Annotated in this window: 21 protein-coding genes; 13 read left to right on the plus strand and 8 right to left on the minus strand. The window is 48.7% G+C overall.

Annotated elements, in window-relative coordinates; genetic code table 11:
* The first annotated feature begins 219 nt into the window (after positions 1 to 219).
* Positions 220 to 1,371 carry an iron-containing alcohol dehydrogenase gene (locus NX722_RS22505; RefSeq protein WP_262565113.1) on the plus strand — a complete coding sequence of 384 codons (1,152 nt, stop codon included), beginning with the start codon at positions 220 to 222 and terminating at the stop codon, positions 1,369 to 1,371.
* Positions 1,372 to 1,468: 97 nt separating this feature from the next.
* Here the strand turns inward: NX722_RS22505 and ltrA (NX722_RS22510) are convergent, their stop codons facing one another.
* Positions 1,469 to 2,734 (minus strand): group II intron reverse transcriptase/maturase, encoded by a 1,266-nt coding sequence (gene ltrA / locus NX722_RS22510; RefSeq protein WP_262563619.1) that lies wholly within the window; start codon positions 2,732 to 2,734, stop codon positions 1,469 to 1,471.
* A gap of 581 nt (positions 2,735 to 3,315) precedes the next feature.
* Here ltrA (NX722_RS22510) and NX722_RS22515 point away from each other — a divergent pair.
* Positions 3,316 to 3,468: a hypothetical protein gene (locus tag NX722_RS22515; RefSeq protein ID WP_262564358.1), complete on the plus strand. Its 153-nt coding sequence runs from the start codon at positions 3,316 to 3,318 to the stop codon at positions 3,466 to 3,468.
* An 80-nt stretch (positions 3,469 to 3,548) separates the two neighbouring features.
* Here NX722_RS22515 and ltrA (NX722_RS22520) read toward each other — a convergent pair whose 3' ends face one another.
* On the minus strand, positions 3,549 to 4,814 hold the full coding sequence (gene ltrA / locus NX722_RS22520) for a group II intron reverse transcriptase/maturase (RefSeq protein WP_262563619.1): 1,266 nt from the start codon (positions 4,812 to 4,814) through the stop codon (positions 3,549 to 3,551).
* A 581-nt stretch (positions 4,815 to 5,395) separates the two neighbouring features.
* On the opposite strand from ltrA (NX722_RS22520), the gene NX722_RS22525 reads away from it, so the two are divergent.
* Positions 5,396 to 6,487, plus strand: a complete 1,092-nt coding sequence (locus NX722_RS22525) for a LysR substrate-binding domain-containing protein (RefSeq protein ID WP_262565114.1) — start codon at positions 5,396 to 5,398, stop codon at positions 6,485 to 6,487.
* 20 nt (positions 6,488 to 6,507) lie between these two features.
* Here NX722_RS22525 and dprA read toward each other — a convergent pair whose 3' ends face one another.
* Together dprA and NX722_RS22535 are read right to left on the minus strand one after the other, a co-directional pair.
* Positions 6,508 to 7,671 (minus strand): DNA-processing protein DprA, encoded by a 1,164-nt coding sequence (dprA, locus tag NX722_RS22530; RefSeq protein ID WP_262565115.1) that lies wholly within the window; start codon positions 7,669 to 7,671, stop codon positions 6,508 to 6,510.
* Positions 7,668 to 8,702, minus strand: coding sequence for a LysM peptidoglycan-binding domain-containing protein (locus tag NX722_RS22535; protein ID WP_262565116.1), 1,035 nt, complete (start codon positions 8,700 to 8,702; stop codon positions 7,668 to 7,670). Before NX722_RS22535 ends, dprA begins: the two co-directional genes overlap by 4 nt.
* 266 nt (positions 8,703 to 8,968) lie before the next feature.
* On the opposite strand from NX722_RS22535, the gene def reads away from it, so the two are divergent.
* The 6 genes from def to NX722_RS22565 all read left to right on the plus strand — a co-directional run bounded on the left by def (position 8,969) and on the right by NX722_RS22565 (position 16,591).
* Positions 8,969 to 9,478: a peptide deformylase gene (def, locus tag NX722_RS22540; RefSeq protein ID WP_262565117.1), complete on the plus strand. Its 510-nt coding sequence runs from the start codon at positions 8,969 to 8,971 to the stop codon at positions 9,476 to 9,478.
* A gap of 94 nt (positions 9,479 to 9,572) precedes the next feature.
* A complete protein-coding gene (locus tag NX722_RS22545; protein ID WP_262565118.1) occupies positions 9,573 to 11,225 on the plus strand; it encodes a hypothetical protein in 1,653 nt (550 codons plus the stop codon).
* Between the two features lie 136 nt (positions 11,226 to 11,361).
* Positions 11,362 to 12,318 carry a methionyl-tRNA formyltransferase gene (fmt, locus tag NX722_RS22550; protein ID WP_262565119.1) on the plus strand — a complete coding sequence of 319 codons (957 nt, stop codon included), beginning with the start codon at positions 11,362 to 11,364 and terminating at the stop codon, positions 12,316 to 12,318.
* Positions 12,318 to 13,640, plus strand: coding sequence for a 16S rRNA (cytosine(967)-C(5))-methyltransferase RsmB (rsmB, locus tag NX722_RS22555; RefSeq protein ID WP_262565120.1), 1,323 nt, complete (start codon positions 12,318 to 12,320; stop codon positions 13,638 to 13,640). The genes fmt and rsmB overlap by 1 nt, the downstream gene beginning before the upstream one ends.
* A gap of 12 nt (positions 13,641 to 13,652) precedes the next feature.
* Positions 13,653 to 15,026, plus strand: a complete 1,374-nt coding sequence (gene trkA, locus NX722_RS22560) for a Trk system potassium transporter TrkA (RefSeq protein ID WP_262565121.1) — start codon at positions 13,653 to 13,655, stop codon at positions 15,024 to 15,026.
* A 116-nt stretch (positions 15,027 to 15,142) separates the two neighbouring features.
* The gene (locus NX722_RS22565; RefSeq protein WP_262565122.1) at positions 15,143 to 16,591 is read left to right on the plus strand and encodes a TrkH family potassium uptake protein; all 1,449 of its coding nucleotides are present in this window, start codon (positions 15,143 to 15,145) and stop codon (positions 16,589 to 16,591) included.
* Positions 16,592 to 16,615: 24 nt separating this feature from the next.
* On the opposite strand, the gene nadS is transcribed toward NX722_RS22565, so the two are convergent.
* The 4 genes from nadS to NX722_RS22585 all read right to left on the minus strand — a co-directional run bounded on the left by nadS (position 16,616) and on the right by NX722_RS22585 (position 18,133).
* Positions 16,616 to 16,933 (minus strand): NadS family protein, encoded by a 318-nt coding sequence (gene nadS, locus NX722_RS22570; RefSeq protein WP_262565123.1) that lies wholly within the window; start codon positions 16,931 to 16,933, stop codon positions 16,616 to 16,618.
* A gap of 13 nt (positions 16,934 to 16,946) precedes the next feature.
* Positions 16,947 to 17,108 carry a hypothetical protein gene (locus tag NX722_RS22575; RefSeq protein WP_262565124.1) on the minus strand — a complete coding sequence of 54 codons (162 nt, stop codon included), beginning with the start codon at positions 17,106 to 17,108 and terminating at the stop codon, positions 16,947 to 16,949.
* Positions 17,109 to 17,144: 36 nt separating this feature from the next.
* Positions 17,145 to 17,297 (minus strand): hypothetical protein, encoded by a 153-nt coding sequence (locus NX722_RS22580; RefSeq protein ID WP_262565125.1) that lies wholly within the window; start codon positions 17,295 to 17,297, stop codon positions 17,145 to 17,147.
* Between the two features lie 194 nt (positions 17,298 to 17,491).
* A complete protein-coding gene (locus NX722_RS22585; protein WP_262565126.1) occupies positions 17,492 to 18,133 on the minus strand; it encodes a GntR family transcriptional regulator in 642 nt (213 codons plus the stop codon).
* Positions 18,134 to 18,333: 200 nt separating this feature from the next.
* Between NX722_RS22585 and NX722_RS22590 the strand changes: the two genes are divergently transcribed.
* The 4 genes from NX722_RS22590 (at position 18,334) to NX722_RS22605 (ending at position 24,841) form a co-directional block, all read left to right on the plus strand.
* Positions 18,334 to 19,692 (plus strand): FAD-dependent oxidoreductase, encoded by a 1,359-nt coding sequence (locus tag NX722_RS22590; RefSeq protein WP_262565127.1) that lies wholly within the window; start codon positions 18,334 to 18,336, stop codon positions 19,690 to 19,692.
* 82 nt (positions 19,693 to 19,774) lie between these two features.
* The gene (locus tag NX722_RS22595) at positions 19,775 to 21,349 is read left to right on the plus strand and encodes a BCCT family transporter (protein ID WP_262565128.1); all 1,575 of its coding nucleotides are present in this window, start codon (positions 19,775 to 19,777) and stop codon (positions 21,347 to 21,349) included.
* Between the two features lie 92 nt (positions 21,350 to 21,441).
* Positions 21,442 to 22,578, plus strand: coding sequence for a mandelate racemase/muconate lactonizing enzyme family protein (locus NX722_RS22600; RefSeq protein WP_262565129.1), 1,137 nt, complete (start codon positions 21,442 to 21,444; stop codon positions 22,576 to 22,578).
* A gap of 1,114 nt (positions 22,579 to 23,692) precedes the next feature.
* Positions 23,693 to 24,841, plus strand: coding sequence for a hypothetical protein (locus NX722_RS22605; RefSeq protein ID WP_262565130.1), 1,149 nt, complete (start codon positions 23,693 to 23,695; stop codon positions 24,839 to 24,841).
* Positions 24,842 to 25,027: the final 186 nt, after the last annotated feature.

The following is a 25,027-nucleotide window of genomic DNA, read 5'->3' on the forward strand; positions in this document are numbered from 1 at the left end:
CCATTTGGATTGATCAGCAAGTGTCGTATTTTAACAGGTCTTTTTAACCATGTTGAGAGTGACACGTCCTGCCTTGCGAATGACCTTAATGTCTGATTGTTACTTAAAAGGTAACAGTTTTTTAACAATTTAGATTATTGTTAATCAAAAACAAGGAAGTATCATAGGCACCAGTTTCTTAATCAGTGTTTAAAACGTATTAAAAAGGACATATTAAAGATGAGCAATGTCTTCTACATGCCAGCTATGACCCTTATGGGTAAAGGCGCAATCAAGGATCTTGGTGCTGAATTACAGTCCAGAGGCTTTAAAAATGCCCTGATCGTAACCGACAAAGATCTGGTTGAGCTGAAACTGGTCGATCATCTGACTAACGAACTGGAAAAGTTCGGTATCACCTACAGCACCTTTGATGGTGTAAAACCAAACCCTACAGAGCAAAATATTGAAGATGGCCTGGCCCTGCTGAAAGCTGAAGGTTGCGACTTCGTTGTTTCATTTGGTGGTGGTTCTTCTCACGACTGCGCAAAAGGTATTGCCCTGGTTGCAGCCAATGGTGGTCACATTCGTGATTACTCCAAAGGCGTTCATTTATCGAAAAAACCACAGCTGCCTCTGGTGACTGTGAACACAACAGCAGGCACCGCTTCAGAAATGACGGTCTTTGCCATTATCACTGATACCAAAGGTGAGACTAAATACCCTGTTGTAGACAAAAACATCCTGCCGACAATCGCAGTAAATGATTCAGAACTCATGGTCGGCATGCCTAAGTTCCTGACAGCTGCAACCGGTATGGACGCCCTGACTCATGCGGTTGAAGCTTATGTTTCTACCATCGCTACCCCGGTTACTGATGCCTCTGCGATCAAGGCGATTGAACTGATTGCCCAAAATCTGGAAGCGGCTGTTGAAAATGGTCTGAACAGCGAAGCCCGTGATGCGATGCAATACGCTGAGTACCTGGCTGGTATGGCTTTCTCAAATGCTTCCCTTGGCTATGTACACTCCATGGCTCACCAGCTGGGTGGTGTTTATGACCTGCCTCACGGACTGTGCAACGCCATTCTGCTGCCCGAAGTATCGCGCTTCAATGCAAAAGAGAAAACATCCCGCTTTGCTGATATTGCCAGAGCGATGGGAGTGGACACTACCGGCTTAGGTGATATCGAGGCTGCTGAGGCGGGTATCCTCGCCATTGAAGCACTGTCCCGGAAAGTAGGTACCGCACAGAAGCTCGCTGAGCTGGGTGTTAAAGAAGAAAAGCTGGAATTTATGGCTGTTAATGCCTTAAACGACGCTTGCTCTCTGACCAACCCAAGAGAAGCATCCACTCAGGAGATTATCGAAATCTTCAAAAAAGTGATGTAACCTTTCTCTCCCATTAGGTAAGGCGGGGCTATTGCCCCGTCCTTCCCACAGAACCGTGCGTACGGACCTCGTACACGGCTCCTGCACTCTCTATCCCTTAACAATAAGGGGCAAGAACGCCCGTTTTAACGCCTTCCAAATTGAACAACTTTATCTCATTGAACCAGTTGTTCGGCATGGCTAAATGCGACAGGGGACTGCACGCATTTCTCCATGAACGCATTTTGATGTACTTAAATGGTGGCTTGTAACCCAGTTGCTTCAGCCGACGATGCAGCTTCGCTGGTTTCTTCCACTGTTTCAGTTGTAAACATCTCAGCCTGCGCCTCATCCATCCTGTCAGCCGTTTTAATTCACGACTACAGTTCGCTATCCTGAAGTAATTAGCAAATCCTCGTATCACAGGGTTCAGTTCTCGGATTACTCCTTCAAGGTTCGTTCCCCGATTCCTTTTCGTGATTCGCTTTACCTTTGCTTTCAGTGCGTTGAGCTTCTTTTCCTGTATGCGCGTATAGCTGCTCAGGATTTCAACTCCCAGAAATTTCACACCCTCGCCGCTATGGGCTATGTGTGTTTTATTCTGGTTGACCGTCAGTTTCAGGTCTTGCTCCAGTACTTTGGTCGCCACTTTCAGAGCGTTTTCTGCCGCTGCTTTGGAGCCACACAGAATCAGGATATCGTCCGCATAGCGGACAATCCTGTGCTTGCGTCGCATCATTTCCTGATCAAACGCATCAAGATAGACGTTTGAGATTAAGGGACTGATCACTCCGCCCTGTGGACTGCCTGTTTCCGTGGCTTCCAGTTGATAGCCAACCATCACCCCGCTTTTCAGGAACATTCTGATCAGGTTCAGGATGCTTCCATCTGCCACTTTGTGCCTGAACGCCTTGAGAATTAACTCGTGGTCGAGTCGGTCAAAGCATTTGGACAAGTCCATGTCCACCACCCAGCGTCTGTCGTACTTCCGTATGAACAGGGTCGCCTTGGTAATGGCTTGATGGCAGCTTCGATTCGGTCTATACCCATAGCTGGACGGGTGGAAGTCCGGATCAAAGATCGGGGTCAGGATATTTAGAAGTGCTTGTTGGACGATTCGGTCTTTTACTGCGGGGATTCCCAGCAGACGCTTTCCACCGTCTTCTTTGTCGATTTCTACACGCTTTACCGGTAGCGGTTTGTAGCGCTTTTCCCGCAATTCAAGCAGTAACTGTTCAAGATTCCCACGCAGATTCGAGGCGTAGTCGCTCAGGCTCTGCCCATCTATTCCGGCCGCACCTTTCGCTTTCCATACCTTTTTGAATCCGTTGTAAAGCGCTTCCATCGTCAGCAAGCGCCCATACAGGCTATAATATACTCTCATCAGTTACTGTCTCACGACAGACAGATTGCGCCATCCTTCTACTGTGGCCGGATTCTTCATGGACATTCACAGGCGTTCTGGCTCAAGGCAATCTACCTGCTACCTGTCCTTTACTCCCGAGCGCGGCTCTTTCTTTTAGCAGGATTGTTCCCAACCTCACCAGCCGAAGATGTCCTGCCTCGTCAGGCAGCTTGTGCGCTCACAGTGTCATTCCTGCGGTCTGACTGTTCTTTAAGAATGCTTCACCCCTTCGCAACATCTGCCGCTTTTGACGACACATGCCCTACAGTCACTCTGGCTGTAGTCATTCCGGTTTTGCCCTCCGAACGGTTACCCGCCTTCACAGGCCGGAATTTCATCACTACTACAGGATCATCTGCCACCTCACACCACTGTTACCCTTGAGTTTCCTCTTGCGATAACAGCCCCTGAGATTCAGAGATTGATGCCAGGCTTCCCCAGTTACTAAACGGTTCCCTGTCAGAAATGCCACCCTCAAGCACAGAGTTGGGACTGACTGAGTATCGGGCTTTGCGCTATTTCGCACGCTTGCCGCTCCCAACCTGCCGAATCAGGTTCGCTTGCGCTGTGTACCTCTGACTTCCTATGGCTTCCTTCAGACCCAACCGTTGGCCAGTTACGCCCTTGCCATTCAGATTGCCTTCCCCTCAGTCGGGGCGGCTCAGGCTTCTTTCAGCCTGACGGGTTTGCCCGCTTCGCTGGGCAAACATTAGGTAAGGCGGGGCTATTGCCCCGTCCTTCCCACAGAACCGTGCGTACGGACCTCGTACACGGCTCCTGCACTCTCTATCCCTTAACAATAAGGGGCAAGAACGCCCGTTTTAACGCCTTCCAAATTGAACAACTTTATCTCATTGAACCAGTTGTTCGGCATGGCTAAATGCGACAGGGGACTGCACGCATTTCTCCATGAACGCATTTTGATGTACTTAAATGGTGGCTTGTAACCCAGTTGCTTCAGCCGACGATGCAGCTTCGCTGGTTTCTTCCACTGTTTCAGTTGTAAACATCTCAGCCTGCGCCTCATCCATCCTGTCAGCCGTTTTAATTCACGACTACAGTTCGCTATCCTGAAGTAATTAGCAAATCCTCGTATCACAGGGTTCAGTTCTCGGATTACTCCTTCAAGGTTCGTTCCCCGATTCCTTTTCGTGATTCGCTTTACCTTTGCTTTCAGTGCGTTGAGCTTCTTTTCCTGTATGCGCGTATAGCTGCTCAGGATTTCAACTCCCAGAAATTTCACACCCTCGCCGCTATGGGCTATGTGTGTTTTATTCTGGTTGACCGTCAGTTTCAGGTCTTGCTCCAGTACTTTGGTCGCCACTTTCAGAGCGTTTTCTGCCGCTGCTTTGGAGCCACACAGAATCAGGATATCGTCCGCATAGCGGACAATCCTGTGCTTGCGTCGCATCATTTCCTGATCAAACGCATCAAGATAGACGTTTGAGATTAAGGGACTGATCACTCCGCCCTGTGGACTGCCTGTTTCCGTGGCTTCCAGTTGATAGCCAACCATCACCCCGCTTTTCAGGAACATTCTGATCAGGTTCAGGATGCTTCCATCTGCCACTTTGTGCCTGAACGCCTTGAGAATTAACTCGTGGTCGAGTCGGTCAAAGCATTTGGACAAGTCCATGTCCACCACCCAGCGTCTGTCGTACTTCCGTATGAACAGGGTCGCCTTGGTAATGGCTTGATGGCAGCTTCGATTCGGTCTATACCCATAGCTGGACGGGTGGAAGTCCGGATCAAAGATCGGGGTCAGGATATTTAGAAGTGCTTGTTGGACGATTCGGTCTTTTACTGCGGGGATTCCCAGCAGACGCTTTCCACCGTCTTCTTTGTCGATTTCTACACGCTTTACCGGTAGCGGTTTGTAGCGCTTTTCCCGCAATTCAAGCAGTAACTGTTCAAGATTCCCACGCAGATTCGAGGCGTAGTCGCTCAGGCTCTGCCCATCTATTCCGGCCGCACCTTTCGCTTTCCATACCTTTTTGAATCCGTTGTAAAGCGCTTCCATCGTCAGCAAGCGCCCATACAGGCTATAATATACTCTCATCAGTTACTGTCTCACGACAGACAGATTGCGCCATCCTTCTACTGTGGCCGGATTCTTCATGGACATTCACAGGCGTTCTGGCTCAAGGCAATCTACCTGCTACCTGTCCTTTACTCCCGAGCGCGGCTCTTTCTTTTAGCAGGATTGTTCCCAACCTCACCAGCCGAAGATGTCCTGCCTCGTCAGGCAGCTTGTGCGCTCACAGTGTCATTCCTGCGGTCTGACTGTTCTTTAAGAATGCTTCACCCCTTCGCAACATCTGCCGCTTTTGACGACACATGCCCTACAGTCACTCTGGCTGTAGTCATTCCGGTTTTGCCCTCCGAACGGTTACCCGCCTTCACAGGCCGGAATTTCATCACTACTACAGGATCATCTGCCACCTCACACCACTGTTACCCTTGAGTTTCCTCTTGCGATAACAGCCCCTGAGATTCAGAGATTGATGCCAGGCTTCCCCAGTTACTAAACGGTTCCCTGTCAGAAATGCCACCCTCAAGCACAGAGTTGGGACTGACTGAGTATCGGGCTTTGCGCTATTTCGCACGCTTGCCGCTCCCAACCTGCCGAATCAGGTTCGCTTGCGCTGTGTACCTCTGACTTCCTATGGCTTCCTTCAGACCCAACCGTTGGCCAGTTACGCCCTTGCCATTCAGATTGCCTTCCCCTCAGTCGGGGCGGCTCAGGCTTCTTTCAGCCTGACGGGTTTGCCCGCTTCGCTGGGCAAACAAAGAAAAAGCCGCTGTTTGCGGCTTTTTCCATATCTGGACACCTATATTCAATATCATGAGTCACCGGAGACCGGCATGAAATGGCAGGGAATCAATGAATTTGTTCATGTAGCGGAAGCCTCAAGCTTTACCCGGGCTGCCAGGAAGCTTGGGGTGTCCACTGCCCAGATTAGCCGTCAGATCAATTACCTGGAAAACAGGCTGAATATAAAGCTGTTTTACAGGACAACCAGAAAGGTGTCGTTAACAGAGGAAGGGGCTATTTATTATCAACACTGCCGGGCAATTGTGAATCAGTTAGAAGAAGCTGAGATTGCTGCAACCAATTTGCAAAGCAAACCCAGGGGAAAAATAAAGCTAACGGCTCCTGTCACCTATGGAGAGCAAAAGGTTTTACCTCTGGTCAATGACTTTGTCTGTCTCTATCCGGATATTGAAGCATCCGTTTATCTGGCCAACAGCCAGTTGGATATTATTGAAGAAGGTTACGATATAGCCATACGACTCGGAGAATTAACAGACTCCAGCTTTATGGCAAAAAAACTGGCGACCAGGGCCAACTATGTTTGCGCCTCCCCCGGGTACCTGAAAAAACACGGTACGCCACAATCCCCGGCAGACTTAAATTCACACAACTGTTTACTGGGAACGGTGGATCACTGGCATTTTTTCGTGGAGGGTGCCACAAAAGACTTCCGGGTATCAGGACGGCTTCGTTATAACAGTGGCTATGCACTGGTTGATGCGGCTTTAAAATCGCTGGGCATAGTGCAGCTACCCGATTTTTATGTACAACAACATCTGGATGATGGCACCTTGATTTCCATACTGGATGATTACAGACCAAAAGAAGAAGGCATCTGGGCTGTCTATCCATATAACAGGCAATTGTCGCCTAAAATTAAAATGTTGATTGAATACCTTACCGAACACCTGAAGTGACTTCTGTCTTGCGCGAGTTATTATCGAATCCTCAGGAAGCCCCCCGGCACCAACTTTACCAGCCCCTCCATTTCCAGCTCTGTCAGAACCACCGACAGTTCTTCGCAGGGCAGTCCTGATACCTGACTGAGCAAGTCCATACTGGCCACATCAAAACCCATGCAGTCCAGAACATGCAGATGCTGACTGTTAATCACATCGCTGACTATTTCTGGTTCAGCTTCTGCTTCCTCCAGCATTGGCTCAAGCAGGGGCTGAAGTTCAACCAGTATATCTTCATGGTTTTCTACCAGAACCGCGCCTTCCCGCAATAACTGGTGACAGCCTTTAGAGAGAGGGTTTAGCACTGAGCCGGGAACCGCAAATACATCTCGCCCCTGTTCCGCAGCCAGACGGGCAGAAATCAATGAACCACTTTTCTGCTCGGCTTCAACCACCAGAACACCAAGAGACAGCCCACTGATGATGCGGTTACGTCTGGGAAAGTGTCCGGGGCTGGGAGATGTTCCCAGGGGGAACTCACTGACAATGGCTCCCTGCTGGGCAATCAGGGAATAAAGATTACGGTGGTTTCGGGGATAAACCTGGTCAACGCCTGTCCCCAGAACAGCCACCGTACTGCCGTAACTGCTTAAAACACCCTGATGAGCTGCTGCGTCAATACCCAGCGCCAGACCGCTGGTAATAACCAGACCACTTTTACCCAGTTCAAGGGCAAGATCATAAGCCAGCCTGCACCCCGGTGGGGTAGGGCGACGACTACCGACGATTGCCAGCTGCGGTTCTGACAGCAGTTTTGGGTTACCAATCACATACAGCAGTGGTGGCGCATCCGGGATCTCTTTTAATCGGGCGGGATAATCCGGACAGTTAACACTGAGAATATGGTGGGCTTCACTGGATTCCAGCCAGTTGCGCGTATAGTTAAGCCGCTCACTGATATCAGGAGTTTCCGGATTTCCGGCAATATGCTGTGCAAGCTTATCGGGTAAACCAGCTTTGAGTTGCTGATAGGAGGCTGAAAGGATGGCTTCCGGATGACCAAATTCTTTGAGCAGTGACCGATAACGAACAGCACCCAGTCCGGGAATAAATGAAAGCAGCAACCATTGACTCAGTTGCTGCCATTCCTGCTGTTGCGATGCCTCATGTTCGGCATTCTGCCTGGTCAGTTCAAGGGTCATTCCGGACTCTTTATGTTATCCCCAATACTGATATCTTCGTTTGCTGACAGTACAATACCATAGCTCAATTTTTCGAACGGGCGATAAACCATTATCATTCCCACCCTCTCAGGTGGCAGCTGAACACTCTGTCCGGAAACCGGGTCTTTAACCTGCAAACTTTTATGGACAGTCAGAAGGTCGCCCTGTTTTAAACCTTCCCGCAGGCCCTTATTGATGATAACCGTATTGAGTCGACCGACTCTGTCAACAGCATCAAGCACGGACACAACGGCTCCTTCCACAGGAGCATCCGGAGCGCGGGGAAAAAAGGTAGTCGTTTGCGAGAAGGTATCGGCGGGCAGCACCCGGTCACCGGCACGAACCTCCCTGTTACTGTTAATCAGCCTGAGCGTGGCAACATCGCTGGAGGCTTTAACCATTGCCGCGTTGGCAATATCTATCGCCACTACGCCCAGCAGCTCACCACTGGCAGGGTCGGAAATCATTTTGCCCGAACGGTAAACCCCAAGGGTTCGTCCATACAGAGCCTTCACCTGTCCTCTGGCATAAATCCGGTCTCCTGTACCGGCGATAATTCTCTGCTGTTTGGTCGCAAATACATAGGGAGCCGCCTCCATTTCCTGCATATTATTAAATATCCGGCTGCTGTTCAGGAAGGCGTCTATTGCCTGAAGGGGAATAGCAGGAATTGCAGATTCTGCCGGGAGAGTGCGAACTTTCGGGCTGAGTTTTATCGTCCGGCCGCTTTCACCTCGCCGTACAATCGTCAGTCGTGGGCGACCATCGACATACACAAGACTGATGACATCTCCGGGGAAAATAAGATGCGGGTTATGAATCTGGGCATTCGCATGCCAGATTTCCGGCCACAGCCAGGGGCTTTTCAGGAATCGGTTGGATATATCCCACAGGGTATCGCCTCTGGTAACGATATATTCTCTTGGGGAATCGGATTTGATCGGACTTTCAAAGGCAAAACCCGATGTGGCAATACACGCTAGCAAAACCCCAAGAACGAAGCTTCTCATGTCAGAGCGACCCTTGATTTTTTATTTTTATCATTGCCCGAAGTGCATCAATTAGCGCTCAAATTGAGCAATGAATGTTATCTACAGTTTCGACCAGAGTACCTCTTTCTGAATATGCATACGCTTTTGCTGTTACCAGAGGTCTACCTGATGATTTCTTATGCGGGGGATACAGGCTGATGAGTATTAATGTACTTAAAACTACCTATATACCAAAAAGATATTTAAAATTATTTTCTAATCAATTTTTTCTATCAGAGACTCTCATGGCACTGCTCGATATTCTGGAATACCCTGACGAAAGACTGCGCACCATCGCCAAACCAATCAGTGAAGTGAACGATGATGTTCGCAAGATCGTTGATGACATGCTGGAAACCATGTACAACGCCAAAGGCGTTGGTCTGGCTGCCACTCAGGTGAATATCCACCAGCGCATCGTGGTGATGGACTTCTCTAAAGACAATAGCGAGCCTCTGGTACTGATTAACCCAACATTTGAATCCCTGACAGAAGAATTGACTGATATCTCCGAAGGCTGTTTATCGGTACCGGGTGTGTTTGAGTTGCTGGATCGTCCTGCCTCCGTGCGCCTGACGGCTCTGGATCGTGATGGTAATGAGTATTCTATGGATTTCGACGGTCTGGCAGCCGTGTGCGTTCAGCACGAAATCGATCACCTGAATGGCAAGCTGTTTGTGGATTACCTGTCCAAACTGAAGCAGGATCGTATTCGCAAGAAGATGGTCAAGCATAAGCGCCTGACTGTCGCCTGACTATTGCCTGACAATCGTCTGACTGTTAGCCCGGCATGATTTAATAGACTTGAGTCATGCCGATAGTATCTACAGAAAAACTGTGGATGCATCAATGATAAAAAAAATATTACCAACCATAATACTTTACCTTTTTGTTTTACCTCTGGTTGCAGAGGATAACCCTATAAGCAAAAACAAAGAAAATATAATTCTTATGGCAGCAAGTGCCTCAGAAGGGCTAGGTGACTACGCATACGGCGTCAAAATATACCATCTGCTGAATACAAAAATAACGGATGCAAATGTCGGCTTAATTCTCTATGGAGAACCTCATAAGAAAGAAGCTGTATTAAAAATATATTCTAAAGAGTTTGAAGAAAATTCTGTCATCTGGATTACAAATACAGACTCAGGAGAAGCCAGGCCCTCGATAAATCCGGACGAAGAAAGCTTATTATCTCGATTTTTAGAAGGAAAGAACGCCACCAATACCGTTCTGGCTCATGTTGGTTCAAATCCAGAAAATTTATTTCCTGTGAAATACCTGAATGGTTTGGACCTCTCTGTAAAGCTCAACATTACTGAAATGTTTTACTGTGATGGAAACCCCGGTATGTCGATAGCTTCAGAAGCCATATCGGGCTTGAACGATAGCTGGCATCTGGAGAATAGCGACCTGTCACTCCTCAAAAAGTATTGGTGGTTTACTGCTGATGTTTTTGAAGATGAAAGCGACAATGATGATCTGGAAAATGATGATCTGGAAAATGAAACCCATACAGAAAGCGATAGCGATCTCAGGATGAATTTACTGGGAGAAAACAATTATTCTTTCGGGGTAAAGTCAAAACACTCAAATAATGTCAATTCTTTTTGTGAAGACAACCACTCATTAAACTCTTATTTCTCATATAATGGACAGACATCAGGGGAACAAAAAATAGGCTTATTGCTCTCTGAAAGCCAAAAGAGAATGGTTGAAAATTTCTCAGAAATCAGTATTCCAAAACTATACGAAACCGTTCCGGAAAATGCCTTCAAATCAAATCATGAATTTTTAAAAATCTTATCAGGGAAAGACAGTACCGAAGACCAAATAAAATGGCTGCAAAACGATGGCTCTTATTTTTTCAGTTATATGCACGATGACCTGTCAAAATTAGACTTTATATCAACTACATTGCCCATTGCTGATCCGACAAAGGACATTAAGTATGTAACAAGCTTTCAAAGACTTGAAAAATACTTTGCAAATCCAGAACTCAAAGAATTAATAAAAACCTTACTGAATAGAATTATGGAAGACAACTCTATTCAACGGATTGTATTTTGGTCAGGCAATGATAATAGCTCCACAGAATATATACACCCAACTCAGAAAGGACGTACTTTATGGCTGATCAACCCTTTTCCAATAAGCAAGCCACTACTGGACTTGATTGCCATTGCATCCAGTCAGCCGGTTGCCGGGTGTACAGGAGATCACAGCTTTTATGACATCGTTTCCATAGGAAAATTACCTTACTACGAAAGAGTTCCTCATATATCGGTTCTTCCTATTGAGCTATCAGATATGTCTGAGGATGAGCAGCTGATGACACTCTCAGATTACTTCGATACATTTTCTTCTACAGAGAAAACCAAACTGCTCAAACAGAAAAAAACGTTCGTAGAATGGCAAAAGTTCAGAAAACAGCTGTGGCAAAATAATAATGGAAGCACAGCATTAATCGAACTGTTTGAAGACGCTCTCTCAGACCTCTAACAAACACAGCTGTACTAGTGTACCTCATACTCTGCCACAACCAGGATTTTACTCTCTGTAGCAGTTTCCTTATCATTCATCGTCATCTCTTATATCTCCGCTGCTGCGGAGCCATTCATAAGTCCCGAATATCGAAATGAAAAGCCTGAAAATCGTCTTTGCCGGTACGCCGGAGTTTGCCAGTGCGCATCTGCAAGCTGTACTCGATACACATCATGAAGTCATTGCTGTCTACACACAGCCAGACCGCCCGGCCGGGCGGGGACGCAAACTGAAGCCAGGCCCGGTGAAAGCGCTGGCACAACAGCACAACATTCCGGTTTACCAGCCAAAGACACTGCGTGATGAAGCCGCACAGCAGGAACTGGCAGACCTGAACGCCGATCTGATGATCGTTGTCGCTTACGGACTGATACTGCCTCAGGCCGTTCTGGATACCCCAAAACACGGCTGCATCAATGTGCATGGCTCTATTCTGCCTCGCTGGCGCGGTGCAGCCCCTGTTCAGCGGGCGATTGCAGCCGGTGATAAAGAATCCGGCGTCACGATTATGCAAATGGATGCCGGACTGGATACGGGTGACATGCTGATCAAGGCTCACTGCCCAATCAATGAATCGGATACCTCTTCAGACCTGCACGACCGCCTTATTGAAGTGGGTCAGCCAGCATTGGTCGCAGCGCTTGACGGGATTGCCGAAGACGCTCTGATCGCTGAAAAGCAAGATGATGCTGAGGCGTGCTATGCCCACAAGATGAGTAAGGAAGAAGCCCGGATTGACTGGAGCCGCCCGGTTTCAGAACTGCACAATCTGGTGCGGGCATTCAACCCCTGGCCTGTTGCAACCGCCGAATTTGAGGGTTTGGCGATTCGGATCTGGGAAGCCAGCCTCGTAGATGACGCTGTCACTAACGAGTCAGAAAAAGAGCCTGGCACCCTGCTCAGAGCCCAAAAGAAAGGGCTGGATATCGCTTGTCAAAGCGGTATCCTGCGCGTTACCAAAGTACAACTTCCCGGTAGCAAAGCTATGTCTGTCAGCGACCTGCTGAATAGCAAAAAAGAGTTGTTCACAGCCGGAAAACGGTTCAGCTAATGGCCAGAAAATCTTCTGTAAGGCTGGCCGCAGCCACTGCCGTTACCAGGGTCGTATCCGGTGAATCCCTGAGTCAGGTTCTGCCTGATCTGCAGGAAACCTTGCCAAAAAAAGATCAGGCTCTATTGGCCGAACTCTGTTACGGCACACTGCGTTACTACTTCCGCCTCAGTGCCTGGCTGAACAAGCTGGTTGATAAACCGCTCAAAAAGAAAGAGCAGGTGATACACAGCCTGATTCTGGTGGGATTGTACCAACTGTTCTACACCCGCATTCCGGCACACGCCGCCATCGGAGAAACCGTTCAGGTGACGCGCAGCATGGGCAAAGCCTGGGCGAGAGGGCTGGTTAATGGTGTTCTGCGTAATGCCCAGCGTAATAGTGACGAGTTGAACGATCTGGACGATCAGGACAGCGATCATTTCGATGAAATCTGCGCCAACGCCCATCCGGCATGGTTAATCGGTAAGTTGAAAAAAGGCTGGCCAGAACACTGGCAGGGTATTCTCAAGGCGAACAACAGCCAGCCCCCCATGACTCTGCGGGTCAATCAGAAACACCTGTCCCGTGATCGCTATCTGAAAAAGTTGCTGGATCATTGCATTCAGGCTTCACCGTCCACTACTGCTCCCCAGGCCATCACTCTGGCGAAGCCAGTGCCTGTGGATGAGCTGCCAGGCTTTGCTGAGGGCTGGGTTAGCGTTCAGGATGAATCTGCGCAACTGGCTGGTGTCTTGATTGATACAAAATCTGGCGAAAAGGTTCTCGACGCCTGCTGTGCTCCGGGAGGTAAAACCTGCCACCTGCTTGAGTTAAACGACGGTATAAAGCTTGATGCACTGGATGTGGATAACAAGCGACTGGCAAGGGTTCAGGAAAACCTTGATCGTATCGGCTTATCCGCCCGCCTGATGCATGGCGATGGTACACAGCCTGAGCAGTGGTGGGACAATCAACTGTACGACCATATTCTGCTGGATGCTCCCTGTTCAGCAACAGGTGTTATACGTCGTCACCCTGACATCAAGCTACTGCGTCAACCAGAAGACATTGATGCACTGGCCCGGTTACAACAACGCATTCTCAATACCATGTGGACATTGCTGAAACCGGGCGGCACTCTGTTATACGCCACCTGTTCAGTCATGCCGGCAGAAAACAGCAAACAGGTTGAAGCATTTCTGAGCAGCCACCCGGACGCCTGCCTGCAAACCATTGAAGGTCACTGGGGTCATGACACCGGGTTTGGACGACAGATTTTTCCCGGCAGCGGGGACGGATTCTTTTACAGCCTGATTAAAAAACAGGCACAGGGCAGTTAAGGATACTGATGCATGAAGATTATCATTCTTGGGGCAGGTCAGGTCGGTGGTACTCTCGCTGAAAACCTTGCCAGCGAGGAAAACGATATAACGGTGGTCGATACCAATGGTGAACGACTCCGGGAGCTGCAGGACAGAATTGATATTCGAACCATACAGGGAATGGCATCCTTCCCCTCAGTGCTCAAGCAGGCCGGGGCTGATGAAGCGGATATGCTGGTTGCCGTCACCAACAGTGACGAAGTCAACATGATCTCATGCCAGATTGCCTACACCATGTTTCATACACCTGCCAAAATTGCCCGAATCCGACAGGCAGCGTATCTGAGCAGAGACAACCTGTTTGGTGACGATGCTCTGCCGGTAGACGTCCTGATCAGTCCGGAGCAAGTGGTGACTAACTACATCAGACGCTTACTGGAACGCCCCGGGGCTTTGCAGGTTCTGGATTTTGCCGGAGGGCGCGCCCAGCTTGTGGCTATGAAAGCATACTACGGCGGTCCGCTGGTTGGTCAGGAGCTGCGCTATCTGAAAGAGCATATGCCAAACGTCGAGAGTCGTGTGGCTGCCATTTTCCGCCGGGGTCAGCCGATTATGCCCAAGGGGACAACGGTTCTGGAAGCAGACGATGAAGTCTTTTTTATTGCCGACCGTCGTCATATTCGTGATGTGATGAGCGAGATGCAGCGTCTGGATGACGATTACAAACGTATTATTATTGCCGGGGGCGGCAATATCGGTTTGCGGCTGGCGCAATCGGCGGAAAATGATTATAAGGTTAAAATCATTGAGCGCAGTATGTCACGCTGCCAGTTCCTGTCGGAAACGCTGACCAAGGCCATGGTTTTTAACGGCAATGCTTCCGATAAAGAGTTACTGATCGCAGAGAATATTGAAGAAACGGATGTATTCTGCGCTCTGACCAACGATGACGAAGCCAACGTTATGGCGGCCATGCTTGCCAAAAGGCTCGGTGCCCGCAAGGTGATGGCACTGATCAACAACCCTGCCTACGTTGACCTGGTACAGGGGGGTGAAATTGATATTGCGCTGTCACCTCAGCTGGCGACAATTGGCAGCCTGTTGAAACATGTTCGCAAAGGTGATGTGGTCAACGTACACTCTCTGCGTCGTGGCGCCGCAGAGGCAATGGAAGCCATTGCCCATGGCGATGAAAGTTCTTCAAAGGTAGTAGGGCGCACCGTTCAGGAAGTAGAGCTGCCGCCTGGCACCACCATTGGCGCGATTGTCCGTAACGATGAGGTGTTGATTGCACATGACACGACTCGCATTGAGTCCGGCGATCATATTATTCTGTTCCTGACCAATAAAAAACGCATCCACGAAGTGGAACGACTTTTTCAGGTGGGTCTGGGATTTTTCTGACTTTTAGCACAATACCGGGGCATTGAAACGTTCAATGCCCCGGGCCTGATAAAAAAGGAGCACTGACTCCACTCAGGCCTTTGCATGGCAGCAAGAAAAACAAAAACAGGGGTTGTATGCAATTCACAGTGGTCCTGCCCGTTCTGGGCTTCCTATTGATGGTATTCAGTCTGTCGAATATCCCGCCCATGATAGTCGCCTTAATCTATGGCGAGACTGAGATTTCAATCTTTACCTTCACATTCTTCCTGACTTTGCTTGGCGGGCTGTCCATGTGGCTTCCCTACAGGAAGATACAGGGCAATATGAGAATCCGGGACGGTTTTGTCATTACGGTGCTGTTCTGGCTGGTTCTTGGACTGGTTGGCTCTTTGCCTTTTCTGATGATGAAAGTGCCTTCGTTGTCAGTGACTGATGCGATCTTTGAATCCATGTCAGGGCTGACCACCACCGGAGCGACCATTCTCACCGGGCTCGACGATATGCCACGTTCGATCCTGTTTTATCGCCAGCAGCTCCAGTGGTTTGGCGGGATGGGAATCATCGTTCTTGCCGTCGCCATCATGCCAATGCTGGGCATTGGCGGCATGCAGCTGTATCGCACGGAAACCCCCGGGCCAGTAAAAGACACCAAGCTGACACCTCGTATCAAGGAAACCGCCAAAGCACTCTGGAAGCTTTATGTCGCCTTAACCGTCACCTGCGCCATTGGCTATAAGCTGGCAGGCATGGACTGGTTCGATGCCATCAGCCACAGTTTCTCAACCGTTGCCATCGGTGGCTTCTCAACCCACGATGCCAGTATTGGTTATTTCCAGTCACCCCTGATTAATGGAATGACCACTGTCTTCATGTTTGTTGCGGGTATTAATTTTGCCCTGCATTTCTTTGCCTGGCGCAACAAAACCCTCTCCCATTATCCAGGGGACTCGGAAACCAAAGGGTATGTACTGATCCTCTTAACCGTTGCCCTGATTACGGTGCTGACCCTGTATCTGTCGGATACTTATAGTCTCTGGAAAGCGGTTGAGTACGGTGTCTTTGAAGTGGTGTCAATTGCCACAACAACCGGTTATTCAAGCGCCGGTTTCTCAATCTGGCCTACCTTTCTGCCACTGTTGCTGTTTATTAACAGTTTTGTTGGGGGATGTTCCGGTTCAACAGCGGGCGGCATGAAAGTGGTGCGCATCATGCTCATCTTCAAACAGGGCATTCGGGAGTTACATCGCCTGGTTCATCCTAACGCAATTATTACGATCAAACTGGGTGGACAGCCGGTACACAGCCGGACAGGTGAGGCAGTCTGGGGATTTTTTGCGACTTATGTATTTCTGCTGGTTGTCATGTTTCTGCTGTTGATGGCAACGGGGCTGGATATTGTAACCGCCTTTTCTACAGTAGCTTCCTGCATGAACAACCTGGGTCCGGCGCTTGGCGAAGCAGCTGGCAACTATGAAAGTCTGCCCGATGTGGCTAAATGGATTCTGACCTTTGCCATGCTGCTGGGAAGGCTGGAAATATTTACTCTACTGGTACTTTTTACCCCGGTCTTCTGGCGTTATTAAACCTAAAAGGCAACAGGTTCTAATTCAGGGATGCGCCAGCCCCAGCATGGCAACAATTTGCTTTGGCTCTCTGGCCAGCAGGTTCAGCAATACACGAGCAGGGCCGTTCGGTTTGCGGTCGCCCCGCTCCCAATGGCGAAGGGTGGGGAGTTTTACGCCTACCGCCCGAGCAAACTCTTCCTGAGTCATGTCGAGCTGCTGGCGAATATCTTTGACATCCAGCGGGGATACGTCGTGGACAATGGCACCGCTTTGTTTGCCTTTGGTGAACTCAACAGCTTCGTCAAGCCCCTGCATGATGTCGTCGAAGACGCTGTGATTTGAATCTGGTGTGTGAGCCATGGTGTTTCTCCCTTTATCTGGTACGTGTTTTCCGGATCTGAGCTTGCCTGACCAGTACTTCGGTGACTTTCCTCATCTCATGCCTTTGGGCTTTGGTGAGGTTGCCCTGTTCGTTTTTGCCGTACACCGTCAGCAGGAACAGGGGGATGCCTTCGCTGTGATAGAAGTAGATCACCCGCACACCGCCACTTTTGCCGGAGCCACCCCGCTTCTAGCGCAGTTTGCGTACCCCACCGGTTTCCCGAATCAGGTCGCCGGATTTGGGGTGACCTGCCAGACACCGGATGATGTCTTCCCGCTCGGAAATACTAAGCAGGAGTTCTGCCCGCTTCTGGTAGTGGGGCAGTTCAACAACGGTATGCATTAGATTGTAATCCTTTGGATTAGTTTCGGAAAAGTATAGCCGGTTGTAGTACGGGTACTTAGCAAAATCTCCGTAAACTTTCGACAAGGCGGGGAGTGTCACCTCAAATAAAAGACAGAAAACAGCTCTGTATAAACAGCCGGAATCAGGTGTTTCTGAATTCTGTAGCATGTCAGCAGAGCCTGATAGGGGGATTAATATGTAAGCTGTTTCAGTGTGAACTCATAAAGATAATCAATCACTTTGTTCGCCGCCTGTGCGGCTTTGATTTTGTCGCCACTACTAACGGCTTTCATAACTTCAGCATGAAGCGTAGCCGGATGTTCGGTATTGTCTTCCTTATGCTTAAACCAGAACCTGCGGGAAAGCCCTTGCAGTGGGCGCATAGCTTGACGAATATATTCGTTTCTGGAAGCGGCCACAAGTTCGTAGTGAACTTGTCTCAGATGATAGAAAAAAGACTCATCATCGTGATTGCGGGCGCATACCATGATCCCTTCTGCCAGTTTTTCCATTTGTGCTTTTTGTGTCGGCGTCGCTTTTTCTGCAGCCAGTTCTGCACAGAGCACCTCTATCGGACGACGAACCTCCAGTAGTTTCAACTGGGTTTCCATCGTTACCACCGGTATCTGAATGCCGCGTCTGGGATAGATATTAACCATCTGCTCCCAGGCCAGCTTTTGTAAAGCCTCCCTTATGGGAGTGCGTCCCATATTGAGCATTTCTCCCAGCTGCTTTTCGGAATACATGGCACCGGGTTCCAGTTGTTGAAAAATAACCATGAATTCCAGCCGGGCATAGGCGCTGTCTGTTTGTGAAAGTTCTTTCTCTGCCATTGTCCTTATCTGTACGGGGATCTGCTCGTATTGCTGTGTAATTGGGCATGATACACAGATCCGTAAATTGTCTGATTAGGCAATAACCGCAAGGTCGTATTCTTAGCGTTTTTTGATCTGAATCAGTATTCGCATATTTCATCTGGATATTATTAATGTGCAACTGATATATCACAGGTGAAGCAGGTTATCTCATCGCAATGAACGACTGGAAACTGATCAATACAATAAAAGATGGCAACGAAGAACTTACCGTACTGCGCGAAGTGGACGTTCTTGTGGTGGGCGGCGGCTCTGCTGGTGTTGCGGCAGCGACCACCTGTGGCAGAAATGGCCTGAGTACTTTGTTGATAGAAAAATACGGTTTTTGTGGCGGCTCAGCAGTGGCGGGAATGTCTGGTACTATCTGCGGTATGTATCTGGCCAGCGATGATAAAGACAAAGCTCCGGAACAGGTGGTATTTGGCTTTACCGAAGAGTTTCGTCAGGCACTCCTCCAGCGTGGCGGTCTGACTGAGCCACAGCGTTACGGCAAAACCTTCACTGCTACCCATGACCCACTGGTATGGCGTGAAGTAGCTGACGACTTTCTGATGGAAGCCGGTGTCGAAGTGCTGTATCACACCGCCGTCTCCGGTGTCGTGATGGAAGGCGATACTTATACTGGCGTGGTCGTAGAATCCAATGCCGGACAGAGCCTGATTAAAGCTAAACGCATTATTGATGCCAGTGGTGATGCTGCGGTGGTAGCCAGAGCCGGTGGTGAATACTTCTTTGGCGATAACGGTGTTATTCAGAACCCGACCATGTTCTTCCGCATCGGCGGTGTGGATATGGACACTTATCTGGAGTTTTACGGCGAAGACACTATCTGCCCAACCAAAGTGACAGAAAAAATTCTGGAGCTTAATGCTTCCGGTGAGTATGAACTACCCCGCCATAAAATCTGGATTTTTCCAACCTCCCGTCCAAACGAACTGATGGTCAATGCGACCCGCCTGGCCGGTCAGGATGGTCGGGTGCTGAATGTGATTGATCCGGTTGATTTCTCTGAATCTGAAATCTTCGGACGTAAACAGGTTCGTGAATACGCCCGCTTCCTGAAGAGTTTTGTTCCCGGCTGCGAAGAAAGCTATGTGGTCGATACCGGGGTAGAAGTCGGTATCCGTCAGACCCGTTCTATCGAAGGCGTTGACAAACTGAGCAACGAGGATGTGGTCAGCTGCCGTAAACGTCCGGACAGTATTTGCCGCAGCCCGTGGCCAATCGAACTGCATTCCGGTACCAAGCCAAAACTGCACTGGTTACTGGAAGACTGGTATGACGTTCCTTACAACACTCTGCTGCCAAAGGCCGGTGAAAACATCATCGTAGCAGGACGTTGCCTGTCCGCAGAACATGAAGCCCTGGCTTCTGCCCGGGTAACAGCCCAGACCTTTGAATACGGTCACGCTGCCGGACAGGCTGTTACTCTCTCACTGAAAAACAATCTCAGCCTGCGGGAGATAAGCGGAGAGGAAGTACGTACCTGCATGGTTACCGCCGGTAGCTGCATTTAATAATTTCTAAGACCAGTCTCCTTGCCTGCCGCCAGACTCTTTGCAGCAGGCAAGGGTATATCTCACCATACCGGAGCCATTCATGAGTCACAGCATGACTGATACGATGGAAGCCAGCTCTTCAGGCTTCCTGTCTAAGTTCGACAATCTTGATCACCGCCTTTTTTGGCCAGCTATTGGCTTTACCTTTCTGATACTGCTTTCTGCGGTGCTGTTTCCGGAAGGAACAAACACCTTCGCCAATACAGGCATGAAGTGGATTACCAATGAGTTCGGCTGGTTTATCCAGCTGGCTGGTTTTGCCTGTCTGGCTGTTCTTCTGTGGCTGGCATTCAGTCGTTTTGGCTCTATAAAACTGGGGGCGGAGTCTGATACACCTGAATTTTCAGATTCTTCTTATGCTTATATGATTTTCACTGCCGGTGTTGGTGCGGCGTTGATTTTCTGGGCTGTTGGCGAACCCATGTATTACATGCAAAGCCCACCCATGTTTTCGGAAGTAGGGTCAGTTGAAGCTTCCCAATGGCTTATTACTTTTACTTTGTTTCACTGGGGACCTATTGGTTGGGCAATTTTCTGCCTGCCTGCTGTACCTTTTGCTTATTACCTGCACAAGAAGAAAAAGCGTAACCTGCGTTTAAGTAACGTGCTGGAAGATGTTATTGGCAAAAAGAACGCCAATGGTACTGTTGGTTACATCATTAATATTATCGCCATCTTCGGCACCCTTGGTGCATTCTCGACCTCTATGGGGTTAACTGTCGGTCTTATTGGTGCAGGCATCAATAAGTTAACCGGCATACCGAACGACATTGTTCTGCAAGTTGGTTTGATAGCCGCCTTCATTATCTTCTATGCCTTTGTTATGTTTGCCGGTATGAAGAAAGGCGTTGCAAAACTCGCTAATGCTTGTGTCTATGCAGCGTTTATTCTGGGCTTATTTGTTCTTATCTCCGGCCCAACCGCATTTATCTTCTCTTATTTCTTTGATAGTGCCGGAGTAATGTTCAATAACTTCATCCGTATGAGCTTCTGGTCTGACCCTGTACAGAAATCTGGTTTTCCACAAGCCTGGACCATGTATTACTGGGCCTGGTACTTCGCTTACCTGGTAATGATGGGGGTTTTCCTGGCGCGGATCTCTAAAGGCCGCACTATTAGACAACTGGTACTGACCACCATTACCTGTGGTTCTGCAGGTGCAGCATTCTTTATTGCAATCTTCGGTAGCTACTCCGTACACAGCGAAATTAATGGCATCCTTCCTGTTCTGGAATGGATGAATGAGTTCGGTGTATCCATGGCGGTTGTTGAAACTATTAATGCTTTGCCAATGGGTTCCATCATTCTGGTTGTATTCCTGTTTGTAGAGTTCTTCCTGATGTCCACCACCATGACATCAACCGCTGTTTCCATGTCCATGATGACCACAAAAGAGTTGGATGCAGACAGTGACCCGGATGCTTCTGTTCGTATGATCTGGGCGCTTGGTATTGGTGCAGTTTCCATGGCTGCATTCTTTATGGGAGGCAGCATCGACACCATCAAGTCCATGTGCATCATCGTTGGTTTGCCCATGATCGCTCTGTACATCCTGATGATGATTTGCCTGAAGAAGTGGATTAAGCAAGACCACCCCGAATTGATGGCGAAATAATTCGCTCCCTGAATTTTAAAAGCGGGCACCAGTTGCTGAACTGCTGAACTCTGGTAACTGGTGCAAACGGCTTCCTTTTATTCTGAGAACTCATGAGCAAAATCACAAAACTAGAAGTGCTACCCGTTTCTTTAAAAAGCACAAACTGGGATCAGAGCACTGTTGTTATAAAAATTACCGATGAAAACGGTGTTACCGGTATTGGTGAAGCAGACGGCCCAACGGAGACAATTCAAGCCTATATTAATCAGGACACAGCGCATTGCTGGAGTCAGAATTTCACTGAGATGCTGATAGGGCGTGATCCGCTGGAGCTGACAGCCAACTGGGATTACATGTATAACGGCACTATCTGGCAGGGAGCGCGTGGTCTGGGGCTGTTTGCCATTTCCGGCATTGATATGGCCTTATACGACCTGGCTGGCAAGCAGGTAAACAAGCCTGCTTACAAATTACTGGGTGGTGCGCAGCGGGATGAACTGACCCCATACTTTACTCTTTATCCTTCCTATAGCAGTGACAAGCCTCTGTTCGAGCAGATGTCTGAGTGGGAAGAGCTGATGGGCAAAGCTCAGGATATGGGAGCTAAGGCTTTCAAACTGGCTATCTTTGCTAAAGATGTCAGCGATAGTAAGTTGATAAAGTTCATCAAAAAATGCCGTGAGTTTGCCGGGGATGATGTCGATATGATGGTTGATTTCCTTTATCGGTGGCGTGACCCTTATGCCGCTTCGAACACTCTGAACAAACTGCAAGATGTGGATCTGTATTTTGCAGAAGCAGTTCTGCAACACGACCACATGCAAGCCCACCGCATTCTTGCTGAAAACACGACTACCCGCATCTGCGGTGCCGAAATGGCAACCACCCGCTGGGAGTGCAAACAGTGGATTGAAGAAGCTAAAGTTGCCATCCTGCAACCCGACCTGAACCGTGCCGGCGGTTTAACAGAACTGCGTCGTATTGCGGACATGGGGGAACTATATGGTGTGCAGGTTATGCCCCATGGCTGGAAGACCGGTATCTCCGCTGCGGCAGGTTGCCACTTCCAGGCAGCAGCCAAAGATGCGACCTACTTTGAGTTTCTGCATCCGGAACTGTATGACGGCCCTTTGCGCCAGCATCTGGTAACTCCGGAGCCTGAAGTTGTCGATGGACACTTTGTTCTTCCGGACGCTCCGGGTCTGGGCATTGAACTAAATGAAGATTTCATTAATACCCTTCATTAATTAAGGGACAGAAAAGTTGAGGCCTCGCCCCCCATGCAGAAGGCTATCTCTTTATCACAAATCCTAATCTGGACTTATCCTTTTCAGTGATGAGTCCAGATCATGTTCCTCCTGAACAACGGGCGGGATATTCGACAGACTGAATACCGTCATCTGTATGATCTGTCTCGCTTCCCCCTTCTTCCGACAGGCTCAGGATAAAAGGAATACATGGTATTTACTTAATTGCCGCTCCCTAAGTTTATCAGGCTCCGAACCGATAAAAATCATACGTATTAACTAAGCGGTTTATCAAATGCCCATTACCTCCAAACCGCCATTCACCCGTCCACCTTATTCATCAGATACTGATCACCTTTCACCCGGCAGACACACTGACGAAAGGGTAAGAAAAACAGCTGAACCCTCAGGGTTATCAACTGCGGGGGGGGAAGCTGGTAAACACACACCTCTGAGGGCGAGGAATATAAGACCTGTCGCCGCCTCTCCCACCGTTAACGCCAGGGCTGTTGCCAAAGCAAACTATATACAGCAGTTACGTAAAACCAGTGTCCTGCAGGCTCAGGCCAGTCTGGTCAATCACATCCCTGCATTAAAAAGGCTGGGGGCCGACCCTGCCGGTATTCCGGCTAACCTCGGTTTTTCTATTTCTTATAACGATAAAGGAACACTTATCAGTGTGGTGCCGCCCGATGAACGTTTAAGGGCGAATCCACAAAAATACAATGAGATAAAAACCAGACTGATAAGAAAACTGGAGCAGATTGAAAACCAGTACAAAGGCGCTAAAAAACAGGATCTATTCAATAAAACTGCTACCGCAGAAGAACAGTTAAGAACCAGCAAAGAGGCTTTAAGCGAAACAGGGGCTTCAATGCCTGTTGTTGATTACAGGCAGTTTATGATTCCTCTTGGCTCAATGGTAAGCCGGCCAGCCCCACCTTCTAATCCAGGTGAAGCCGCAGCAGCCAGACGACCCGGTGAGTTTATGCTTGAGAGGGAAAGACGAAGGCATGACGCACCAGTACCAACAGGCTCAGGAGTTTCGGGTGGTTTTAAACTGGATCAGTCTGATGTTGACAGAGTTCGCTTTATCTCACCAGGAGAGTCGAATTTGCTGGAAACCGCATCCTCATCATCATACCGTTTACTGAAACAGGCCTACCTTGGTTTCAGAACTGCAGATGCTGACTGGTTGGAGAACACTCATATCGGTTTTCAACCTTCAGAGCCTACAACCTTTGAACGTATTGCGTATTCAAACAGCAACCATCAGGTACTGAAAAAATTTAAAGTTCAGATTCAGCCACGATCAGACCGGGACTACCTGCCAGGGGATGAAATTCTTGTTGTTAGAGACTTACGCACAAACCAGCTAAAACTTGTGCGCTCTGGCTCATTTGATGGTGAGGATGAAGGGGGGGGTGGTTTTCCCGGGTACTCAAGACAGGGCGCGGAAAGAGCCTTTGCCTTCCTGAAAAACATGACAGCTGATAATTGCAGGCCGTATAAGCATTTGCAAGCCGGAAGTGGTGGACATATAGAAGCATGGAGCTGCGGCTTCAATTCACTTCAGGTTGCTATTTTTATGGCGACTGGTATTAAAATTCCGTTTCCGGTGCTGGTTGCAACCATTGAAAATCAGCTCAATGAACGCCAGGAAGAAGATCATCAGCACATTAGACAAAAACTGAGTGATGGTCGTTACTGTTTTGGGGTAACAATTCTTCAAATATTACTGGGAACAACAGAACGATACAAAAAACCGCCTTTTGCCGAGGCTTACAATGATTATGTTTTATTGGGAACCGAATCAGGTTCAAACCATCACAACAAATTCTACGAAGAGTATAACGGTAGACGGCATATTCGCTGCGATACAAAAGCGCTTACCCGAAATGAGATAGAAAACCATGATTTTGACAAAGCGGGCTCAGTGATTGTCGGGCAAGGTGCCTACGCCTATGCCATTTACAGAACGAAAGCCATTGATGAGAGAAGCTACCAGTACGTTGTTTATGACCCCCACAATTTTCGTTTCGAAAAAGACTTCTTCACTAATCCGCGCAAAAAAGGGTTGAAAATCTTTAACTCAAAACAGGAGGCCTTCCATTACATATCAACCCAAAAAGATGGTTATTACGAAAGCAGAGGAAAATTTGATGGTTTCTACAGATTTCCAGATATCATCCTTCAGGACCTACTGAAAAAAATGCAAAAAACAAAGGGCCAATGGGAAAGAGACACTGCCAAAAGGGCTTGATAAACATCTTCGGCTGCCTTTATCCACATTAATTAACATCTTATCCACAACCTTATACTATCCGCCGTAAAACGGTATAATCCGCCTCTGTTTACGATAATTCATCCCGTTTCCGGCTAATCGGAATCTTGCCCTCGCGCCTTTTCAGTAAGGGTATACAGGGACTATAAAACCGAATTCGAGCCT

Origin of the sequence: Endozoicomonas gorgoniicola (genome assembly GCF_025562715.2) — a bacterium.
GTDB classification, from domain to species: domain Bacteria; phylum Pseudomonadota; class Gammaproteobacteria; order Pseudomonadales; family Endozoicomonadaceae; genus Endozoicomonas_A; species Endozoicomonas_A gorgoniicola.

Bases quoted from the DNA above. Each gene is read 5' to 3' on its own strand.
- NX722_RS22505 (WP_262565113.1), top strand. From the start codon at position 220: ATGAGCAATGTCTTCTACATGCCAGCTATGACCCTTATGGGTAAAGGC.
- dprA (WP_262565115.1), bottom strand. From the start codon at position 7,671: ATGACCCTTGAACTGACCAGGCAGAATGCCGAACATGAGGCATCGCAA.
- NX722_RS22590 (WP_262565127.1), top strand. From the start codon at position 18,334: ATGAACGACTGGAAACTGATCAATACAATAAAAGATGGCAACGAAGAA.
- nadS (WP_262565123.1), bottom strand. From the start codon at position 16,933: ATGGCTCACACACCAGATTCAAATCACAGCGTCTTCGACGACATCATG.
- NX722_RS22565 (WP_262565122.1), top strand. From the start codon at position 15,143: ATGCAATTCACAGTGGTCCTGCCCGTTCTGGGCTTCCTATTGATGGTA.
- ltrA (WP_262563619.1), bottom strand. From the start codon at position 4,814: ATGAGAGTATATTATAGCCTGTATGGGCGCTTGCTGACGATGGAAGCG.
- NX722_RS22585 (WP_262565126.1), bottom strand. From the start codon at position 18,133: ATGGCAGAGAAAGAACTTTCACAAACAGACAGCGCCTATGCCCGGCTG.
- NX722_RS22545 (WP_262565118.1), top strand. From the start codon at position 9,573: ATGATAAAAAAAATATTACCAACCATAATACTTTACCTTTTTGTTTTA.
- NX722_RS22580 (WP_262565125.1), bottom strand. From the start codon at position 17,297: ATGCATACCGTTGTTGAACTGCCCCACTACCAGAAGCGGGCAGAACTC.
- NX722_RS22535 (WP_262565116.1), bottom strand. From the start codon at position 8,702: ATGAGAAGCTTCGTTCTTGGGGTTTTGCTAGCGTGTATTGCCACATCG.
- fmt (WP_262565119.1), top strand. From the start codon at position 11,362: ATGAAAAGCCTGAAAATCGTCTTTGCCGGTACGCCGGAGTTTGCCAGT.
- def (WP_262565117.1), top strand. From the start codon at position 8,969: ATGGCACTGCTCGATATTCTGGAATACCCTGACGAAAGACTGCGCACC.
- ltrA (WP_262563619.1), bottom strand. From the start codon at position 2,734: ATGAGAGTATATTATAGCCTGTATGGGCGCTTGCTGACGATGGAAGCG.
- rsmB (WP_262565120.1), top strand. From the start codon at position 12,318: ATGGCCAGAAAATCTTCTGTAAGGCTGGCCGCAGCCACTGCCGTTACC.
- trkA (WP_262565121.1), top strand. From the start codon at position 13,653: ATGAAGATTATCATTCTTGGGGCAGGTCAGGTCGGTGGTACTCTCGCT.
- NX722_RS22600 (WP_262565129.1), top strand. From the start codon at position 21,442: ATGAGCAAAATCACAAAACTAGAAGTGCTACCCGTTTCTTTAAAAAGC.
- NX722_RS22595 (WP_262565128.1), top strand. From the start codon at position 19,775: ATGAGTCACAGCATGACTGATACGATGGAAGCCAGCTCTTCAGGCTTC.